Here is a 19441-nt window from a genome sequence, read left to right on the forward strand (position 1 = left end):
AGAAGAAGAAAAACGTAAGCAAGAAGAGAAGAAAGCTCAGCAACAGCAGTCTACACAACAGGAGAGAACACAAAAACAAGAAAAACCAACACAAGCAACAGGTGGGAAACCAACAAGATCACAAATTTCAGTTGGTTCGCATGTAGTTATTCAATTGGATAATGATTATAGTAAAACTGTAAGTGGCGTTGTAAAAGACATTTTGACACATAGTGAAACACATACATACGGCATTAAAGTTCGACTACAAGATGGACAAATTGGCCGTGTTCAAAGTGTTAAATAATGAAAAAAAGATTTGACTACTTTTCAAAGAAATAAGAACTACAAAAACCGGTTCTTTCGTAAAGGAACCGGTTTTTTGTAGCGTTTTGTTGATGCCACCATACCTGTATCAAGTTATCACATACAAGGCAATAGATGTTTTTATAATTTGACATAAGAGGAACCGAACTTGGAGGGAGTACTGGAACCATATAATCAATACACTGATGGGCATGTTTGAGCTATGGACCTATCCTCTCGTTCTAATCCACTAAAAAAAGAACTTCCCCATACCCATTAGACTACTAAGCATTCCAATTCCATTCATAGTGCCTTTTCCTACTGTAAGTAAGTTTCCAAGCATTCCTGGCTGACCGTAACCGCCGTTATTCCCCCATCCCATGGGACTTATCTGTCCTCCCCATCCGGGAGAGTTTCCGAAAATACCCCAGTTATTGCTATTAAATTTAAAAGCCTTAGCTGGCGGTGAGAGTAAAGCGGCAAGATGACCTTGTGCGAACATCCCTGTATGGTTGAATGGTTGAGCCCAGGGTAAGGGAGGTTTTTGAAAATTACTTGCATGGCCTGGGAATGGAGGCCAATTAGCGGGATGTCCTTGGGGCATCATCCCTGCATAATGGATTGGCTGATCCAAAGAGAAGGGAGGGGACTGAGGATGGAAAGCTGTATAATTGATTGGTGAATCCGAACCAACTGGATAGAAGCGATAACTCCAATTCTCAGGAATCTTCAAATCATTCATTCCCTCAGCTTTAGCTATTTGGGGCTGTACATATAATGATGACATTGAATTTTGGTGATTATAATGCTCCTGATTTCCTTTTGAATTCAAATACCGATATTGGTGCATAAGCTTATTCCCCTTACTGTAAAAATGTAATGTTAGACTTAGCCTATGTGATATTCCTTTTTATGGATGGTTACATAACTAGATTTACAAGCCTGTATTTAAAGGAATAGGTGTGGTCTTGTCTTGTTGATTTATCCTGCTATTTGTGAGCGATAAGACAACTTTACCTCAAAATGCAGCCTAATTTAATTTCGGTTAACAAACGCGCTTATAAAGGTTTAATCAATAAAAAAGATTTTCAGATGTAACGTTGAGCAAGTAGAATTGCTAAAAAGAGAATATCCATTCGAAGAGTTTGGCAAAATACTGCAAGGGCAATGTATTCTTGTGCAGATATGCAAACGGCTTAAACGAATTAATGGAATATATAATGAAGGGGTAAATGAATATATGAGTGAAACATTACATAAAAGAAAGCCACCATATTTAATGCTTGTCATCCTTTTTATTGGAGCATTTGTTTCATTTCTAAATAACTCGCTTTTAAATGTAGCCTTGCCATCAATAATGAAGGATTTAGACATTCAAGATTATTCAACGATCCAGTGGCTTTCTACAGGATATATGCTTGTAAGTGGTATATTAATTCCGGCATCAGCATTTTTAATAACCCGCTTCTCCAATAGGAGTTTATTTATTACATCAATGTTGATTTTTATCCTTGGTACGGCCTTAGCGGCTGTAGCACCGAACTTCGGTTTATTACTTACTGGCCGGATGGTTCAAGCAGCAGGTTCTTCAGTCATGGGACCTTTGTTAATGAATATTATGCTAGTAAGCTTTCCAAGAGAAAAAAGGGGAACAGCAATGGGGATTTTTGGATTAGTTATGATTACAGCTCCAGCCATTGGGCCAACATTATCAGGTTATATTGTAGAGTATTATGACTGGCGTTTGCTTTTTGAAATGATTTTACCGTTAGCAATCATAAGCTTACTGTTAGGGATTTGGAAATCGGAGAATGTCATGAGACAAAACAAAAATGAAAAACTGGATTATCTCTCATTACTATTATCTTCTGTCGGTTTTGGCGGTCTGTTATATGGATTCAGTTCTGCAAGCTCCAATGGTTGGACGAATAAAGTTGTCTTAACAACCTTAATCGTAGGCGCTATTGCCCTAATTGCTTTCATTATCCGTCAATTAAAAATGAATGAACCGTTATTGGATTTACGTGTTTACAAGTATCCAATGTTTGCACTTGCGTCTGTAATTGCAATTGTCAACGCAGTAGCCATGTTTTCGGGTATGATTTTAACACCAGCTTATGTACAAAATGTCCGCGGTATTTCACCGCTGAGCTCTGGGCTGATGATGCTTCCAGGTGCGGTAATAATGGGAGTTATGTCACCAATTACAGGTAAACTATTCGATAAATATGGCCCTCGGATTCTTGGTATAGTGGGACTTTCCATTACAGCCGTTTCAACTTATATGCTGGCAAACCTGCAAATCGACTCTAGTCACACACATATTATTCTTATTTACACGCTGCGGATGTTTGGGATGGCGATGGTGATGATGCCACTTATGACAAATGGTCTTAATCAATTGCCAACTCGCTTAAATCCGCACGGTACAGCTGTTAATAATACAGCTCAACAAGTGTCCGGTTCAATTGGTACTGCTATTCTTGTTACGATTATGAATTCTGTAACAAAAACAAAAGCTGAAAGTCTAATGTCTGAATTAGATCCAACAACCTTCACAGAAGCTACGAAGGTAATAGTAACGCAGAAGGCTTTATTATCTGGAATCCAATATTCGTTCTATGTAGCGCTTGGCATGAATGTTGTTGCACTACTATTAGTTTTTTTCGTTAAACGTGTAGATACAAGCCCGGAAGCAGTCGAGAGATTAAATCGATAGAGTGAAATAAACTCTACATAATGATTTCTACGAGTTTTTTGCTGCTCAGAAGCTGATAATTAAAATGGGAAAAGAACTGAAAGAAACAGTGAAATAATTACACATAATGAAAAAGGATCTGATCTTCATATCAGATCCTTTTTTATTAGCAACACAGTATACTTGGTTATCGTATTTGTTTGAAGAGACATTAGAAACTATTTGTTTTCCCAATACTACAATTTTTGATAAACATTATAATAATACCCCTTATTTTAATTTAGTATTTTTTCTGCAAGTTATAAATCTAATATCAACCTTATAAGCAATATCATAATCATGAATAGTTAGGGGAAAGATAAATTAAGGTAATTAATTACATATTTTTATCCCAGGCGATTCATTGCTAGCTTCTTTTTATTGAATGGGATATTTTATTTCATACTTTTTGAAAGGGTGTTTTTAATGGATAAAAAAGTATCTGCCATTCCTCAGCCGAAAACATATGGACCGCTAGGGAATCTCCCATTAATCGATAAAGATAAACCGACCTTATCCTTTATCAAGATAGCGGAAGAGTATGGTCCCATTTTTCGAATGCAAACTTTAAGTGATACGATCATTGTCGTTTCTGGACATGAACTGGTAGCAGAAGTCTGTGACGAAACACGATTCGATAAAAGTATAGAGGGTGCTTTAGCAAAGGTTCGTGCCTTTGCTGGAGACGGATTATTTACAAGTGAGACTCAAGAGCCTAACTGGAAAAAAGCTCATAATATTTTGATGCCTACATTCAGCCAACGGGCAATGAAAGATTACCATGCCATGATGGTCGATATTGCCGTACAACTCGTTCAAAAATGGGCAAGACTGAATCCGAATGAAAACGTAGATGTTCCAGAGGATATGACTCGCCTTACATTAGATACAATTGGTCTATGTGGTTTTAATTATCGATTTAATAGCTTTTATCGTGAGACCCCTCATCCTTTTATTACTAGCATGACCCGTGCTCTAGATGAGGCAATGCACCAATTGCAGCGGCTGGATATAGAAGATAAACTCATGTGGAGAACGAAACGTCAATTTCAACATGATATTCAATCCATGTTTTCTTTAGTAGATAATATTATTGCTGAACGTAAAAGTAGTGGGAATCAGGAAGAAAATGATTTACTTTCCCGTATGTTACATGTGCAAGATCCGGAAACTGGTGAAAAATTAGATGATGAAAATATTCGTTTCCAAATTATTACCTTCTTAATAGCTGGACATGAGACAACAAGTGGATTGTTATCTTTTGCAATCTATTTTTTATTAAAAAATCCAGATAAATTGAAAAAAGCCTATGAAGAAGTAGACCGTGTTTTGACAGATCCTACTCCAACATATCAACAAGTTATGAAACTTAAGTATATACGTATGATTTTAAATGAATCGCTACGTCTATGGCCTACTGCTCCAGCATTCAGTCTCTATGCAAAAGAAGATACAGTGATTGGTGGGAAATATCCAATTAAAAAAGGAGAAGATCGTATTTCTGTTCTTATTCCACAGTTACATAGGGATAAAGACGCGTGGGGAGACAACGTGGAAGAGTTCCAACCTGAACGATTTGAAGATCTGGATAAGGTTCCTCATCATGCTTATAAGCCATTTGGAAATGGTCAACGAGCATGTATCGGTATGCAGTTTGCACTTCATGAAGCGACACTCGTAATGGGAATGCTTCTTCAACATTTTGAATTCATCGATTATGAAGACTATCAGCTGGATGTAAAACAAACATTAACGCTAAAGCCTGGTGATTTTAAAATTAGGATTGTACCCCGAAATCAAACTATTAGCCATACTACTGTTCTTGCGCCTGCAGAGGAGAAACTGAAAAACCATGAAATTAAGCAGCGAGTTCAGAAGTCTCCTTCTATTATTGGAGCCGATAATCTTTCGCTTCTTGTTCTGTATGGCTCGGATACAGGGGTAGCAGAAGGTATTGCAAGAGAGCTAGCAGATACAGCTAGTTTAGAAGGTGTTCAAACGGAAGTGGCAGCTCTTAACGATCGAATTGGAAGTTTGCCAAAAGAAGGAGCGGTTCTTATTGTAACTTCTTCTTATAATGGAAAGCCGCCAAGTAATGCAGGACAGTTTGTGCAGTGGTTGGAAGAATTAAAACCGGATGAGCTAAAAGGTGTTCAATACGCAGTTTTTGGTTGTGGAGACCATAATTGGGCTAGTACCTATCAGCGAATACCAAGATACATTGATGAGCAAATGGCTCAAAAAGGAGCAACAAGATTTTCTACACGTGGAGAAGCGGATGCAAGTGGTGATTTCGAGGAACAGCTCGAGCAATGGAAAGAAAGTATGTGGTCTGATGCGATGAAGGCATTTGGATTGGAACTTAACAAAAATATTGAGAAAGAACGCAGTACTTTGAGTCTGCAATTTGTCAGCCGTCTTGGAGGATCTCCTCTTGCGCGAACATATGAAGCAGTTTATGCATCTATACTAGAAAATCGTGAACTTCAATCATCTAGCAGTGAAAGAAGCACGCGACATATTGAGATATCCTTGCCAGAAGGCGCTACGTATAAAGAAGGAGACCACCTTGGGGTGCTGCCAATTAATAGTGAGAAAAATGTCAACCGAATTTTAAAACGCTTTGGATTAAACGGGAAGGATCAAGTCATATTAAGCGCAAGTGGGCGCAGTGTAAATCACATACCTTTAGACAGTCCTGTTCGTTTATATGACCTTCTTAGTTATAGTGTCGAAGTGCAAGAAGCAGCCACTCGAGCACAAATACGAGAAATGGTGACATTCACAGCATGCCCTCCTCATAAAAAGGAATTGGAATCATTATTGGAAGACGGAGTTTATCATGAACAAATATTAAAGAAACGTATTTCAATGTTAGATCTTCTTGAAAAGTATGAGGCTTGTGAAATTCGATTTGAACGTTTTTTAGAACTTCTTCCGGCGCTCAAACCGCGTTACTATTCAATTTCAAGCTCTCCACTCATTGCACAGGATCGTCTGAGTATTACGGTTGGTGTTGTGAATGCGCCCGCATGGAGCGGGGAAGGGACATATGAAGGAGTCGCTTCTAATTATTTAGCTCAGCGTCATAATAAAGATGAGATTATCTGTTTCATTCGAACGCCACAATCAAACTTTCAATTACCTGAAAATCCAGAAACACCAATTATTATGGTTGGACCAGGTACTGGAATTGCACCATTCCGTGGATTCTTACAAGCGCGTCGCGTTCAAAAGCAAAAAGGTATGAACTTAGGCGAAGCACATCTATACTTTGGTTGTCGTCATCCTGAAAAGGATTATCTCTATCGTACAGAACTAGAAAATGATGAAAGAGATGGATTAATCTCTATACACACAGCTTTTTCTCGCTTAGAAGGACATCCTAAAACATATGTACAGCATTTAATAAAAGAAGATAGAATGAATTTAATTTCGTTATTAGATAATGGGGCCCATCTTTATATATGTGGTGATGGAAGTAAAATGGCTCCTGACGTAGAAGACACCCTTTGTCAAGCCTATCAAGAAATTCATGAAGTCAGTGAACAAGAAGCAAGGAATTGGTTGGATCGAGTGCAAGATGAAGGGCGATATGGAAAAGATGTTTGGGCTGGTATATGAATGTTTCTTAATTAGATAAGTAATATGTAACGAATGAAAAAACGAAAGAAGCTGGAGGCATCTATGTATTTGAAGAAAAACAAGATGCTGAAAAATACGCCGAAATGCACAACCATAGACTTCAAGGATCTCGTGTTAAAGATATTAGAGTAAGAATTTTTCACATCAATGATAAGTTAACGAAATTGAATCATGGTTATAGTAAATAATAAGGGACACAGGATGCAAAAAAGAAGGGATTATCCCTTCTTTTTTGCATTCTTCCTTTATAAAAAAATTCCTATATAAATAGGAATACGTATGTCGGCATATAGTTCCTTAGAAAAGGGTACGCCCCTTACTGGGAGGTAAGGGGCACAGGAAATGCAAATTTATTGTAATTTGCTAAGTTGATTATAACATATATACCTGTCTATACATGTTACGAAATTATGAACAAAACTATTATTCAGTAACTAGGGGAGGGAAGGTTGTATGATTTAAGCTGTTTTTAAAGGGGATAACAGAGAAAATACAAGAAAAGACCTGGTAACAGGTCCATTTTTTTATTGCTTTTCAGAATTCCCTTGTTCTAGAATATATGCTTCTTCTTGTTTTGATGTCGCTAATTCGTATGCTTGACCAGTGCTGTTATTTTCCAATTCCCATAATAAATTATGCTCCTCAACGGATTGAGAGAAATCGCCTTCATACCAACGAACCAAAATCTTGAGGTACTGTTCTTTATGTTGTAAGGTTCCACTATTACTTTCATCAATTACTTGACGTACTGTTTCGATGTTTTCTGGAGTCATTTTAATGAATCCTTGCTTTTCATGAGATAATACTTTTTGATGAGTCATTTTGTGCATTGCACTAATTATATGACGATCAGAATTGAGGTCAAGTATTACCTCTTCCCCTTTAATTTTATCAGTCTGCTTTTCCTTAACGTCTGAACCTGCATATGTACCGACTTTGTAACCAGTAAAACTACCAACTGCTATAGCAATAACGAAGCTTGATGTGATTTTAATCTATTTTTTCAAAATTATTCCCCCTTTTGATTGAAGTGTAACAAAAAAGAAGAGCTGTATACCGCTATCTATCTGTGTGATTTACATAAAGTATCATTATTGGTCAATAGATGCATACCGTCTTACTCCGGATGGTATTGCAAATAAGTCAAATTGGTTATCGGCGTTAGTTAGTACCGGGGATTCTGATCGAAAAGGAAAGATTTGTGGTTGTATAACGGAAGTCACTTTAGAAAGAAGTAAAGCTTTAAAGGCTGCTGGTCATGAACCTGTAGGACGTTTTAGGTGGTAAAAATAAAAAGGATAGTAGTAAGTTATCCTTTACACTTCAACTTGCTGAAATAGCGAGATATACGTATTATTATGATTGTAAGACTGAAGGACTCTCTGGATATTATCATGATGTAAAACGCTTCAAAGAAGTAAAAGAGTTATAATAAAACTACTTCTAATAGGGATACAATACCCTTATAGGAAAAGGGAGGAGACTTTTATTTGTGAAAAGATTGATTCAAGTCATCTTAGTAAGTACATCATTCCTAATTCTTAGTGGCTGTTATTTCTCTAAAGATAAACTGAATCACCCCATACAAGAATATTTAAAAACAAACTATGGAATACAAGGGGAGTTTTCTGTTATTCAGACAGATAATAATTGGTTTGGAGGAATTGGTCATCAAACTTATGTAGAAATGAAAAAGCCATATCATGCTTATCCGTTTTTAATGATTGAAAGGGGTACTTTGAAAATTTTAAATGATGACAGTGACGATATCTATTTTGAACAATTCAAGGGTGCATATATTGAGCAACATCCAGAAGTAGTTCAAGTAATTGAACAGATCATAAAAAAATATGGATTAGTGAAATATCCTAATAAATTTATTTCGGTAGAAAATGGTCCTGTTTATATATTTCCTTACGACAACCTTAAGTTTAATATAATTTATTCTCAAGAGCTACTTGATGATTTTAAAAAGACCCAAAAGATAGATACTACTAAACTTTTACCTACATTAATACCGAGTGACCCACGACGTGAAAATTATAATGTCAGGTATTTAGGTGTAGTAAATTTTCTATTTAAATTTGACATGTCTAAAAATAAACATCCTATTCCAAAGGCCCAAGATCTAATTGAGGACTTTCAAAAAAGTGGAGTATTAACAAAAGGGATATACAACATAGATATGCTCGTAGATGATTCAAATGGGGGATCGGAATATAATAATGTAGCTTTGTTTGAAGTCGATGAAGGTGGTAAATACACTATAATTGCTACTCCTAAATATGATGAGTTAGATAATTCTTACTTTTACGGAGATTATGCAGCAAAAACTCTAGAATAGAATCTTAGGTTAATTTGTTCAATCTTTTTTTTAAACACGTTTTTAGTTTTTACACGTTTCTCGGCTGTACCCCCTTTAAGGATTATGGTATTTTGATTAAATCCTTAAAGGGGAATTGTTTTCAAATATATTATTCGTAGTATTAATAACTAAAGTCACTAAATATTTTCGACTATCCTCATTATCTTAACTTGAATAAGTAATACTTTTAATTGCAAATCAATCGTTTAGCATTTCATGTAATCTCGTCTCTACTGTGGTGTGTGCTCTAATCCAATTTCCCTAATATTTGTTTATGGCATCTGACATCGTAGATTTCATTGTTTGTAACAATTTTTCTTTTGTTATTATGTTTTGTACATTTTTAAAAGGACCACCTAAAGATTCACCATTTTGATCCTTAATCTCTAGTTCTGTTATCTTTTTATTATTCCTCTGAATGAGTTGAAATAGAGCATATAAACGATCTAATTCTACTGAATCCAATTGGCTAAAGTCAATCTCGTTACTCATTTGTAAAGTTAATAATAATTCATTAGTTGGTTTTCCTTCATCTGGATTTTTATTATCTAAAATATATTGAAGAACATTTTCCGTTTCAGATTCCACGTAGCCTAATTTTTTTATTTCTTCTAGTATTGGTTTGAATTTCTTATATTCCTCATATGTTTTTTTTCCATATTGGTATTCATCACCTACTGGATATGAATAGAGGAGACCTTGTACCTTTACTCGGAATTTTAGATATTTGTTATTTTTTTCTTGCACAGTATGGTAGGTATCACCCCCATTATTTTCATTTATCGGGCTCCAATGTGTTACAACAACATCAATACCGTGTTTTTTTTTTATATATTCTTGTATCTCAGCTCCATTTTCTTGATTACAACCACTTAGACATAAGAAACATAATAATAGCAATATTACATGTTTCAATCTTTTCATATAAGCACTCCCTACGTAAGAATTAATTCTTGAATGCGCAGCACACTACAAAACCTTCTTTTCCTGAGTCGTATACTTTAACTTTTATCCCGCTTTAATGGGCAGTAAGACCCCCACCTCAAAATTCGGCGAAAGCAAAGAAGTTAGGCGGGGGTCGGGCTGCCCATATTTGAATCTTAAATCATTTAAGTTCCTGACGTTCTAACTATATTGCTTGGAGTATTACTGTCTTAAAATATATAACTTATTTGTTTTAAAGTCTTTCTCAATTCTATAAGCACATGGTTTATTGGGTTCATATGTAAAACGTACATTCATACCATGGTATTTATTTTACTATAAAATCTGGTTCTATTATTAAAATATTCCTTTATCTCTCCGTCTCAAAAAACTCAATCCACTCTCCATCAGGACCCGCGAAGAATATGTAACGTGTTCCATCTGGTAATGTTTCAATTTCCTCTCCTAGTAGGAAGGTTACGCCGTGTTTCTGTATTCTTTCGATTTCATCCTCTAATGAATCCACTTTAAAGCAAATGTGATGTACTTTTCCTTCTGCCGGAAGGGAAGAGTTGTAGCCTTCAATTAATTCGAGTATCGTTTCTTTTGATTCCTCCACACCTAAAAAAGCGAGTTTTAAGTCTGGATTCGGGTGTCCCATACGTTTAATGAGTTGTAAGCCAACTACTTCTTCATAAAATGCGATAGATGTTTCTAGGTTTGCAACCATAAGTCCGACGTGTTCAATTCTTCTAACTGGCATGTAGATTCCTTCTTTCTGAAAATTATATACAATATGTTATTGAAAATTAAGAAAATAAGCAAGATAAAAACCTTACAAATTTTAGCGTGTTATATGGTATAGTGAGAAAGTATGTTTGGGGAGAAGGAAGGAGATTATACGATGAATACACCTACTCAAACTCCTTCATTATCGGAAACGATGAAAGAGTGGCATTATGCATTAGCGTATGAAATTAAACATTGGAAAACGATAGGTGGTAGTAAAATTTCTATCATGAACGGTCGTTTTTTATATACAGATTATGAAAGTACAGTATACGTATTTCAGCTTATTTCGGAAGTAAGCTTACCTGAAGGTTCACCGATTCGAATTGAGTTCGATGGTGAGGAAGCGACAGGGGAAGTATTATCTGTACATGGATTAGAAATAGAACTGAAATTAAATGATTATATACAAGGTGAAATACGAGAAGCGGTTTTATATAGTGAACCGTGGCAATTGTTAGAGCAGCTGCAAGAGCGATTAAAAGAGGCACGTAAAGATAAGCTAAAACGTAATCGTATAAAGCGTCTTGTTGAAGGGACGAGTAGTCCGAAACATATTGAGAAGATGAAAAATCCGAAAAATGAATTGGCGTATCGTTCGTTTTACAATCCGACGACGTACGTGTGGGGACCGCCTGGAACAGGGAAGTCTTACAATTTATCACGTATTATTTCGGCTCATTATCAAAAAGGAAAATCGGTACTAGTATTAGCTCATAGTAATGCGGCAGTAGACGTATTAATGAGCGAAGTAACGAAGCAAATTGAAAAGAAAAAGAAATGGACGCCGGGTGAAATTGTTCGTTACGGTTATAGTCAACATGAACATATACGAAATCATGAAACGTTACTTGCGTCGAAGTTAGTTGAAACGACGAACGGATCTTGGGGAGAAGAAAGACTCTATTTAGAAGAAACACGCCAAGAGCTTCGTGAAAAGATTTTATCATATAAAGCGACGTCTGCTGATAAGAAGCGTATACAAGAGATTGAAAGTGATCTTCGAAAGCAAAAAGCGAAAATTAAAGAGGTAGAAAAAGAATACATTGAAAATGCGAAAGTAATCGGCGCAACTTTATCGAAATGTGCCATTGATTCACTTATTTATGAGCGTACATTTGATTTAGTTGTTGTAGATGAAGTAAGTATGGCATATGTTCCGCAAATTGCATTAGCTGCTTCACTTGGAAAACGCATCGTCGTATGTGGTGATTTTTTACAGTTACCTCCAATTGCGATGGCGAACCATGAACTCGTTCGAAAATGGCTTGGAGAAGATATGTTTTACCATGCCGGGATTGTTGAGTCTGTTAATAAATCAGAAGCACACCCGAACCTGTTTATGCTGCAGGAACAAAGACGTATGCATGCGGATATATCTAAGTTTACAAACTCGTTTATTTATAAAAATAGAGTATACGATCATCCGTCTGTTTCAGAGCGTAAAGAACTTGCAAAACTACAACCGTTCGCAAATGAGGCGAGTGTTTTATTTGATATGAGTTTAATGGGAGCTTTTTCGTTAAAAGACGCTGCTTCTGGTTCTCGTTTTAACATTATGTCTGGTTTAGTAGCGATGCAAATGATGTTAATCGGACTGTTAGACGGTGTTCAATCGATCGGTGTTGTTACACCTTACAGGGCGCAATCCCGCTTTTTATCAACGTGTATGAGAGAAATGTTGCAAAAAACGAAGTATCGTCACATACCTGTTTTAGCAGCAACGGTTCATAAGTTCCAAGGTTCTGAAAGGGATATGATGATTTTTGATACAGTAGATAGTTATCCGCAAGAACGACCTGGCGTGTTATTCTTTGACCATAAAAACCATCGCCTCGTCAATGTAGCAGTGACAAGGGCGAGAGGAAAGTTCATTCAATTATCGGACTGTCATTATATGCGTAAAAATCTTTCTAGAAAACAAGCGTTATCACAATTAACAGCTCATATAGAACGTCACGGAGATGTGTATGATCGCACGACATCAAGACAATTGTGGGAACGAAAAATATCGAAACGATTACGCTGGTTTATGGAAATGAATCTTGAAGAGCCGAAAGGGTTATTGAAAGATATTTTAGCCGCAAAACGAAAAATTATTATTTCACTTCCAAGTACAAAACAAGTGGATAAGCGAGTATGGCAACCGTTAATGCGCACAAATGCACAGATAACAGTGTATAGTGACGGACCAGTTCCACTGAAAAATGTAAAGTTACAAAGACAAAATAAAGCTTTCCCGTTTATCGTAATTGATGATGAAATCTTCTGGGCAGGCGCACCGCTCACATCTCAAATGATATTTGAAGGTAGTACGGAATTCCCGTACATATGTGCAAGACTGCAAGCACCTGAGACAATTGGTGTATTAAAAGGATTTTTAGATATTCGGTAAATTCGGATAGGAATTCCTTGACTTTTATTTGAAATGAACTTAGAATGAAAATAATTTAATATAATTTTATGAAAATTCTTATCACGAGAGGTGGAGGGACTGGCCCTACGAAACCTCGGCAGCGGATTCGTTATGAATACTGTGCCAATTCCAGCAAGGTAACTTGAAAGATAAGAAAGAAGCTCATTTTGACTGTATATACAGAAGCCTCTTTCTATCTTTTAGAAAGAGGCTTTTTTACGTGAAAATAAAAGGAGGAAGAAAAATGGGAGCGACAGGAGTAGCGTCACAAAGAAAAACAATTGAAGAGAGTATCGAAAGAAATAAGGAAAAGTACATAGAAACAAGTCATGATATTCATGCGAATCCGGAGATTGGTAACCAAGAGTTTTATGCATCTAGAACATTAAGTTTATTACTAGGTAGTGCAGGATTTCAGTTGCAGCACAATATAGCTGGACATGAAACGGGATTTATCGCGCGAAAAAGCTCTGGAAAACAAGGGCCAGCAATCGCATTTTTAGCGGAGTACGACGCTTTACCAGGACTTGGCCATGCATGTGGTCACAATTTAATCGGCACAATTAGTGTTGCAGCAGCAATTGCATTATCAGAAACGCTTGAAGAAATTGGGGGAGAAGTTGTCGTGTTTGGAACACCAGCTGAAGAAGGAGGACCGAACGGTAGCGCAAAATCGAGTTATGTAAAGGCGGGTTTATTTAAAAACATTGATGCGGCGCTTATGATTCATCCGAGCGGAAAAACAGCAACAACGAGTCCTTCACTAGCAGTCGATCCACTTGATTTTCATTTTTACGGAAAAACAGCTCATGCTGCAGCTTCACCTGAAGAAGGAATTAACGCATTAGATGCGGTGATTCAGCTGTACAACAGTATTAACGCACTTCGCCAACAACTTCCGTCAGATGTGAAGATTCATGGTGTTATTACAGAAGGCGGAAAAGCACCTAACATTATTCCTGACTACGCCGCAGCAAGATTCTTCATCCGTGCAGCGACGCGAAAAAGATGTGCGGAAGTAACAGAAAAAGTAAAAAATATTGCTCAGGGAGCAGCGTTAGCAACAGGCGCAAAAGTGAAAATCCATCAATTCCAAAATGAAATCGATGAACTACTCGTAACAAAAACATTTAATGAAGTCGTAGCCGAAGAACTAGAATTACAAGGTGAAGACGTAAATCGGAAAGAAAGATTTGGCATCGGCTCAACAGATGCAGGAAATGTAAGCCAAGTCGTACCGACCATTCATCCGTACATTAAAATCGGCCCAGATGACTTAATTGCACATACGAATGAATTTAGAGAAGCAGCACGTTCAGAATTAGGAGACAAAGCATTAATTACATCGGCAAAAGCGTTAGCAAATACGGCGTATCGATTAATTACGGAAGAAGGGCTGTTAGAGAAGGTGAAGGAGGAGTTTAGAGAAGCGCAGAGAAATCAGGGGTAGGGGGATTAAGGTGCTCTTTTCGCAGCGCAATTTAATTAATAAGTAGAGATATAAAAAAAGAACATTGAAAATCAATGTTCTTTTTTTGTTTAATAATCATTAATTTTGTTGGTTTTTCTCATAAAGGAAAAACTTTTACTGTTAGCGGAGGATAATATGTATCTCTTTATTAGAACGACAATTTCTCCTCAAACTCACTCTTTAAAACAATTAAAGGAGACGATAAGCCGAATTGCATTAAAGAGTCTAAAAATGCAGCGAGAGAATCCATCGAATCGCTCATGACATTCATCATATAATTAAATTCTCCGCTAATTCGATATAAATCTGTTACTTCAGGAGCGGCATTACAATACTGGATAAAATCAGAGCATTGGCTCGTTTTAAACATGATGAATGGTGGAACTTTTTTAATCAAACTTTTTTAAAAATTAACATAAATACTTGCAATGTTTAAATTAGTACTATATAGTCCTATTTATGACAAAGATAAAATTAATGAATCAAAAACGTGTGATTGAAGTAGCTGCAACATTATTTTTAGAAAAAGGGTTTGCTTATACAAGTATGGATGAATTAGTACGTGTAAGCAAAGTTTCAAAGTCTAATGTGTATTATCACTTTTCTAATAAGGAAGTATTATTAGAAGGGGTCGTTGATTATTGGATTGAAATGTATCAATCTGCAATTGATGACGTAATTTCTCAGAACCAATTTTTAGTTGAAGATCGTATCCAACTGTTTTTAAAGCAATTAGCACAAGGAGTTCAGTCGAGAGAGTATAAGGGGAGCTGTCCATTTATTACTCTTTATATTCAAAGTCCTACACAGGCCACGCAAATAAAAGAAAAAATAGGTCTTTTTTTTACAGGATTACAAGAGAAAGTTTCTCTATTACTTAAACAAGGGATAGAGAATGGAGAATTCAGAAATACGATTCATATTGATGAGGTTGCATCACTTTTTATTACAAATCTTGAAGGGGCGTTATTTATTTCAGAAACATTGAAGGATGCAACTGTAATCACGAAAACAGCAGATCATTTTTTTAAATTGCTTCGATAAAAGAAGCATTTTTTTTACATCAAATTAGTACCAAGTAGTACTAAAAAGGGGGTCTTATATGAGAACAGTATTTTTAACTGGTGGAACAGGCTTTATTGGAAAGCAATTAGTGAAAGAATTAGCCAAAGAGGATGTTAAAATTCTTCTTTTAGTAAGGTCGAAAAGTCAAGCCATACGCATTTTTCAAGAAAGAGGCAGCTTAAAAAAGGCATTCATGCACTTTATTGAAGGTGATTTGACGAAAATAGATTTAGGTCTAAGTGCTGAAGATAAGGAGAGGGTATTGAAAACGGATGTGATTATTCACGCAGGAGGCTCCATGGATATTCAAGCGACAAGTAAAGAGGCAGCGTCCGTATTTTTAAATGGCGCCAAACATATTAGTGAATTAGCTAAAAGTATTCATCAATTGAAGGGCTTGCAACAATTTATTCATGTTGTAGGTTATATGAGTCCCTTTGATGATAAAAATAGCAAGATTGCAATTGATGTGTTTCAAGAAGGAAACAATTATTTGAAAATAAAAAATCCATATGAGAGAACAAAATTTTTAGCAGATCTTTATATCCGTCAGCAGGCATCAGCAGTAGGTTATCCGCTTTCTGTAATTAATCCGCCAACTGTAGTCGGTAGTAGTAAAACAGGGAGTACAGAGCAGATAGCAGGATTAGGTTTGCTTGTGATGAGTATGCGAAGAGGGCTCATGCCAGTGATTCCTGGAGGTAAGGGATATAGGTTACCACTTATTTCAAACGATGAGCTTGCGAAGTTTATTGTGCAGGTTTTCAGATTGGAGCAACCGACTATTCAAACATATACACTTGTTGAAGACAAACAGCACGATCAAAACATTGCTGAATTATTAAGTATTATGTCGGAAAGTATGAATATGAGGGCACCAAAAATCTCTGTTCCAATGCCATTTATGAAAGCAATTATGAATAGTGGAGTAAGTAAAATAACAAAAATTCCTTCTGATGGACTGAATTTTATTACAAAACGAAAATTTTCAAATGTTTCAGCGAAAAAAATTATGGGAGGAGATTGGTTTAAGAAGACGAGTGTAATGAAATTTCTCCCTGCCGTAGTAGCTGATCTGGATTATCGAATGATGTATCAAAATGGCCAGCATAATCATTTATTTAAACGAACATTATGCGATAACACTACCCTTTACCAATTACAAGGAGAGGGTAAACCGTTTATTTTATTACATGGTTTATTGAGTGATGGAGAGGATTTATTTCCTTTAGCACAAGAGCTTCATGAAAAAACTGGTCAACCTGTATGGATCTTGGATCTTCCAGGTTTGGGACGTTCTCCTTTTAAACGAGAGAACAATCTTCTAGATATCTATTTGAATGTAGTGAAAAAGTTATTGGAGAAAGCTACGAATGGTGCACATCTAATTGGACATTCATTCGGTGCGTTTATTCTTCTGGAAGCATTGGTACAAGAGTACATGGATAAGAAGTATGCAATCACTTTACTTCAGCCACCTGTTGCTAAAAAAAATGCTAAATCGCTAAATGTTCCTCAATTTATGAACAAATGGATATTAAAATTAGCAACTACTAATTTGATAGGGCGTTATTTACTAAGTAATGGTTTGTTTGAAAGTATGGAGAGCATCCCCGAACATTATATTGAAAAAATAAGTAACAGTTTTACTTCCCCTAGAATTTTAAATACTACGGTTCAGCTTAACAGTTTACTACTGAAACACGATCAAGGTGATTTCAATGGAGTAACAAAGTATAATCTTCACATTATTTGGGGGGATCATGGCAGAGGCTATTCTGCTCCATCGCATCTTGGTAAGGTTGATTTTGTTCCATATGGCCATCATTTTCCTCTTAGCCATCCGAGTGAAACGGCAACATTAGTAATAAAAAATAGTAATACTAGCATATGAGAGTGTGGGATAAATAAAAAGTGTGTAGTAAGATCATTGTGTCTTTGAAATAAAATCGTACTGTTTGGGGTCCCACCCCATGCCAATCAAGCTAAGAAAAGCAAATACACCAAAACGAGAAAATGGGCATCTTCAGGTGAAAATACGTAATTTTTTTGTTTTAGGGGCATTATAAAGCCTTCAAGTTGATGGATGTGGGGTCCCGCCACAATACTATCAATATAAGCAGTATACCGTTGTATCTGTACTGGATTTATCAAAAGAGGATGCTGAAATGATACCATTGCTTCTGGCTTGTATAGCAGAGGCATTTATTCATTTCAATCCAGATTCTTTTTTAGTTAAGGATGAATTTAATCTCTTATATTGGTGTAGAAAGAACTTCAAAGGATTTCATAGTATCTCTGATGATGGATTCTTACAGGATTTTAAGCAGGTATACGAATGTTATCAAGCATTGCAGAACGTTGGGAAACAAGAGAACAATATAAAAATAAATATGTAATAGCAAGGAGAAGAGCAACGCATGTATAATATACTTAAACGTCAATATAATTACTTTATCCGAGGAGTGATTCGGATTAACGAAGAAGTACAAAGGGAATTGGACCTATTGGTTCAAAAGATTCGTGAAACTGTGTCTTCTGTCCAAAAAATCATCCTTTTTGGCTCTCATGCATATGGCACACCAAATGAAGACAGTGAATTTGATCTCTGTATTGTTGTAGAAGGTGTAGGAGCAAGAAAAAGGGGAGTCATTAATCGTATCAATTGGGGTATTTACGATGTTATGGAAACACAAGTTGATATTTTAGTGTATGGGCCAGAAGAGTTTCTAGAACGTGCTAGTCGTACCGTAACTATGGAACATAAGATTGCACTAAACGGTAGAACAGTCCCAAAAACTCATAACCTTTTAATGCTGCACAAATCGTGTCGGAAATTAGATGAGGAATCCTCATTGATTTTAGAACAGTGCGTGCAGCTAAATGGTTATGCTACAGATATTCGTTTATCCGTATTTTGAATCACTTACTGTTCAAGATAGATTAATGACTATACAACATGCTCAAAAAGTACTGAGTTTTTATAAAGAAAAGTTAAACATGCTAAATATACATGAAATCGTAATCGATTAAAAATAGAGGATATACATAAAAGAGAGTGCCTATAAAGGGACTCTCTTTTTCTATCTAAAAAAGAGGAGGAATGCTTCATAGTAGAATGAAATGATACTTTGCTATGGGGATAACAATATAATGATGGATATTTATCAAGAGATTAAAGAGGAAATGAAAAAAATATAATTATCACACAATTGTTGTTTTGTAGGTACAATGGCGGTACTTTTAATTAAAGCACAAGGAATCAATCACGATGAATTTCTTTTAGTACCTGTTCGTGAAGCAGAGGAATGCCTTCTTCTCGAAACCAAGCACCTACACGTGAAAAAGTAGAAATATGAGGCACAAATGATAAACCACAAAACTCATGAAAAAAAGGTTATCATACAATCCGTCCCTTCTGTAGATAGTTCAGGTTACTCTTATTCTTTCAGGAGAACGAATTTCTTTATGTATTTTTGAATGTTTGTGAGATTTATAACACCATTTCTATACTTTAATATCTGAAAAATCTGTCACGAAATATTCCGAATTTTGAAGTTGCTAATTACATATGATTCCATTTATTATAATTATTGAGCCGGCTCCAAATAATGGAAGTTTTCTGGTACAGCAAAGTAATTTTTAATGTTTATCAACTTATTTTCATAAAGCTATTTTATATCAGAATCCACTTTCATTTTACTTTATATGAAAACAAAGCAACTATAAAAGAGGGGGATTTAA

Annotated in this window: 12 protein-coding genes, 7 pseudogenes and 1 riboswitch; of the genes and pseudogenes, 13 read left to right on the plus strand and 6 right to left on the minus strand. The window is 36.0% G+C overall.

Annotation, left to right across the window (positions count from 1 at the left end; all coding sequences use genetic code 11):
* On the plus strand, positions 1–286 hold a 286-nt coding region (locus MR083_RS10270; RefSeq protein WP_242269135.1), incomplete at its 5' end, for a YwbE family protein.
* A 249-nt stretch (positions 287–535) separates the two neighbouring features.
* Here MR083_RS10270 and MR083_RS10275 read toward each other — a convergent pair.
* Positions 536–1135, minus strand: coding sequence for a hypothetical protein (locus tag MR083_RS10275; protein WP_242269137.1), 600 nt, complete (start codon positions 1133–1135; stop codon positions 536–538).
* A 390-nt stretch (positions 1136–1525) separates the two neighbouring features.
* Here MR083_RS10275 and MR083_RS10280 point away from each other — a divergent pair, with 390 nt between their 5' ends.
* The 3 genes and pseudogenes from MR083_RS10280 to MR083_RS10290 form a co-directional block, all read left to right on the plus strand.
* On the plus strand, positions 1526–3004 hold the full coding sequence (locus MR083_RS10280) for a DHA2 family efflux MFS transporter permease subunit (protein ID WP_242269139.1): 1479 nt from the start codon (positions 1526–1528) through the stop codon (positions 3002–3004).
* Between the two features lie 444 nt (positions 3005–3448).
* On the plus strand, positions 3449–6646 hold the full coding sequence (gene cypD / locus MR083_RS10285) for a bifunctional P-450/NADPH--P450 reductase (RefSeq protein ID WP_242269141.1): 3198 nt from the start codon (positions 3449–3451) through the stop codon (positions 6644–6646).
* Positions 6647–6678: 32 nt separating this feature from the next.
* Positions 6679–6855 (plus strand): annotated as a pseudogene (locus MR083_RS10290) (YdhR family protein); the annotation flags it as partial.
* A 336-nt stretch (positions 6856–7191) separates the two neighbouring features.
* Here MR083_RS10290 and MR083_RS10295 read toward each other — a convergent pair.
* A complete protein-coding gene (locus tag MR083_RS10295; protein ID WP_242269185.1) occupies positions 7192–7662 on the minus strand; it encodes a PRK06770 family protein in 471 nt (156 codons plus the stop codon).
* Positions 7663–7738: 76 nt separating this feature from the next.
* Here MR083_RS10295 and MR083_RS10300 point away from each other — a divergent pair, with 76 nt between their 5' ends.
* Together MR083_RS10300 and MR083_RS10305 are read left to right on the plus strand one after the other, a co-directional pair.
* Complete coding sequence (locus MR083_RS10300) at positions 7739–7954, plus strand: hypothetical protein (RefSeq protein ID WP_011040494.1); 216 nt, start codon at positions 7739–7741, stop codon at positions 7952–7954.
* Positions 7955–8159: 205 nt separating this feature from the next.
* A complete protein-coding gene (locus MR083_RS10305) occupies positions 8160–9011 on the plus strand; it encodes a hypothetical protein (protein WP_242269143.1) in 852 nt (283 codons plus the stop codon).
* Between the two features lie 105 nt (positions 9012–9116).
* On the opposite strand, the pseudogene MR083_RS10310 reads toward MR083_RS10305, so the two are convergent.
* Both MR083_RS10310 and MR083_RS10315 read right to left on the minus strand, forming a co-directional pair.
* Positions 9117–9956, minus strand: a pseudogene (locus MR083_RS10310) (hypothetical protein); the annotation flags it as partial.
* A gap of 370 nt (positions 9957–10326) precedes the next feature.
* Positions 10327–10719 (minus strand): VOC family protein, encoded by a 393-nt coding sequence (locus MR083_RS10315; RefSeq protein WP_001145272.1) that lies wholly within the window; start codon positions 10717–10719, stop codon positions 10327–10329.
* A gap of 111 nt (positions 10720–10830) precedes the next feature.
* On the opposite strand from MR083_RS10315, the gene MR083_RS10320 reads away from it, so the two are divergent.
* Together MR083_RS10320 and MR083_RS10325 are read left to right on the plus strand one after the other, a co-directional pair.
* Complete coding sequence (locus MR083_RS10320) at positions 10831–13140, plus strand: AAA domain-containing protein (protein WP_242269145.1); 2310 nt, start codon at positions 10831–10833, stop codon at positions 13138–13140.
* Between the two features lie 75 nt (positions 13141–13215).
* Positions 13216–13317: riboswitch (SAM riboswitch) on the plus strand.
* Between the two features lie 88 nt (positions 13318–13405).
* Positions 13406–14611, plus strand: coding sequence for a M20 family metallopeptidase (locus MR083_RS10325; protein ID WP_098922658.1), 1206 nt, complete (start codon positions 13406–13408; stop codon positions 14609–14611).
* 169 nt (positions 14612–14780) lie between these two features.
* Here MR083_RS10325 and MR083_RS10330 read toward each other — a convergent pair.
* Positions 14781–15023 (minus strand): annotated as a pseudogene (locus tag MR083_RS10330) (Lrp/AsnC ligand binding domain-containing protein); the annotation flags it as partial.
* An 86-nt stretch (positions 15024–15109) separates the two neighbouring features.
* On the opposite strand from MR083_RS10330, the gene MR083_RS10335 reads away from it, so the two are divergent.
* The 5 genes and pseudogenes from MR083_RS10335 to MR083_RS28160 form a co-directional block, all read left to right on the plus strand.
* Positions 15110–15676, plus strand: coding sequence for a TetR/AcrR family transcriptional regulator (locus tag MR083_RS10335; RefSeq protein WP_001072316.1), 567 nt, complete (start codon positions 15110–15112; stop codon positions 15674–15676).
* Positions 15677–15734: 58 nt separating this feature from the next.
* Entirely contained in the window at positions 15735–17591 is a 1857-nt protein-coding gene (locus MR083_RS10340) for an alpha/beta fold hydrolase (RefSeq protein WP_242269147.1), read from the plus strand.
* A 193-nt stretch (positions 17592–17784) separates the two neighbouring features.
* Positions 17785–18096: pseudogene (locus MR083_RS28010) on the plus strand (hypothetical protein); the annotation flags it as partial.
* Between the two features lie 21 nt (positions 18097–18117).
* Positions 18118–18489: pseudogene (locus MR083_RS10345) on the plus strand (nucleotidyltransferase domain-containing protein); the annotation flags it as partial.
* Positions 18466–18730: pseudogene (locus MR083_RS28160) on the plus strand (HEPN domain-containing protein); the annotation flags it as partial. The pseudogenes MR083_RS10345 and MR083_RS28160, both read left to right, overlap by 24 nt.
* A gap of 197 nt (positions 18731–18927) precedes the next feature.
* Here the strand turns inward: MR083_RS28160 and MR083_RS10355 are convergent.
* Positions 18928–19094 (minus strand): annotated as a pseudogene (locus MR083_RS10355) (ISNCY family transposase); the annotation flags it as partial.
* Positions 19095–19441 lie beyond the last annotated feature (347 nt).

Source organism: Bacillus cereus group sp. BfR-BA-01408 (assembly GCF_022663305.1).
GTDB lineage: Bacteria > Bacillota > Bacilli > Bacillales > Bacillaceae_G > Bacillus_A > Bacillus_A pacificus.

Coding starts and splice junctions, on each gene's coding strand:
- MR083_RS10275 (WP_242269137.1), bottom strand. CDS start 1,135: ATGCACCAATATCGGTATTTGAATTCAAAAGGAAATCAGGAGCATTAT.
- MR083_RS10280 (WP_242269139.1), top strand. CDS start 1,526: ATGAGTGAAACATTACATAAAAGAAAGCCACCATATTTAATGCTTGTC.
- cypD (WP_242269141.1), top strand. CDS start 3,449: ATGGATAAAAAAGTATCTGCCATTCCTCAGCCGAAAACATATGGACCG.
- MR083_RS10315 (WP_001145272.1), bottom strand. CDS start 10,719: ATGCCAGTTAGAAGAATTGAACACGTCGGACTTATGGTTGCAAACCTA.
- MR083_RS10320 (WP_242269145.1), top strand. CDS start 10,831: ATGTTTGGGGAGAAGGAAGGAGATTATACGATGAATACACCTACTCAA.
- MR083_RS10325 (WP_098922658.1), top strand. CDS start 13,406: ATGGGAGCGACAGGAGTAGCGTCACAAAGAAAAACAATTGAAGAGAGT.
- MR083_RS10335 (WP_001072316.1), top strand. CDS start 15,110: ATGAATCAAAAACGTGTGATTGAAGTAGCTGCAACATTATTTTTAGAA.
- MR083_RS10340 (WP_242269147.1), top strand. CDS start 15,735: ATGAGAACAGTATTTTTAACTGGTGGAACAGGCTTTATTGGAAAGCAA.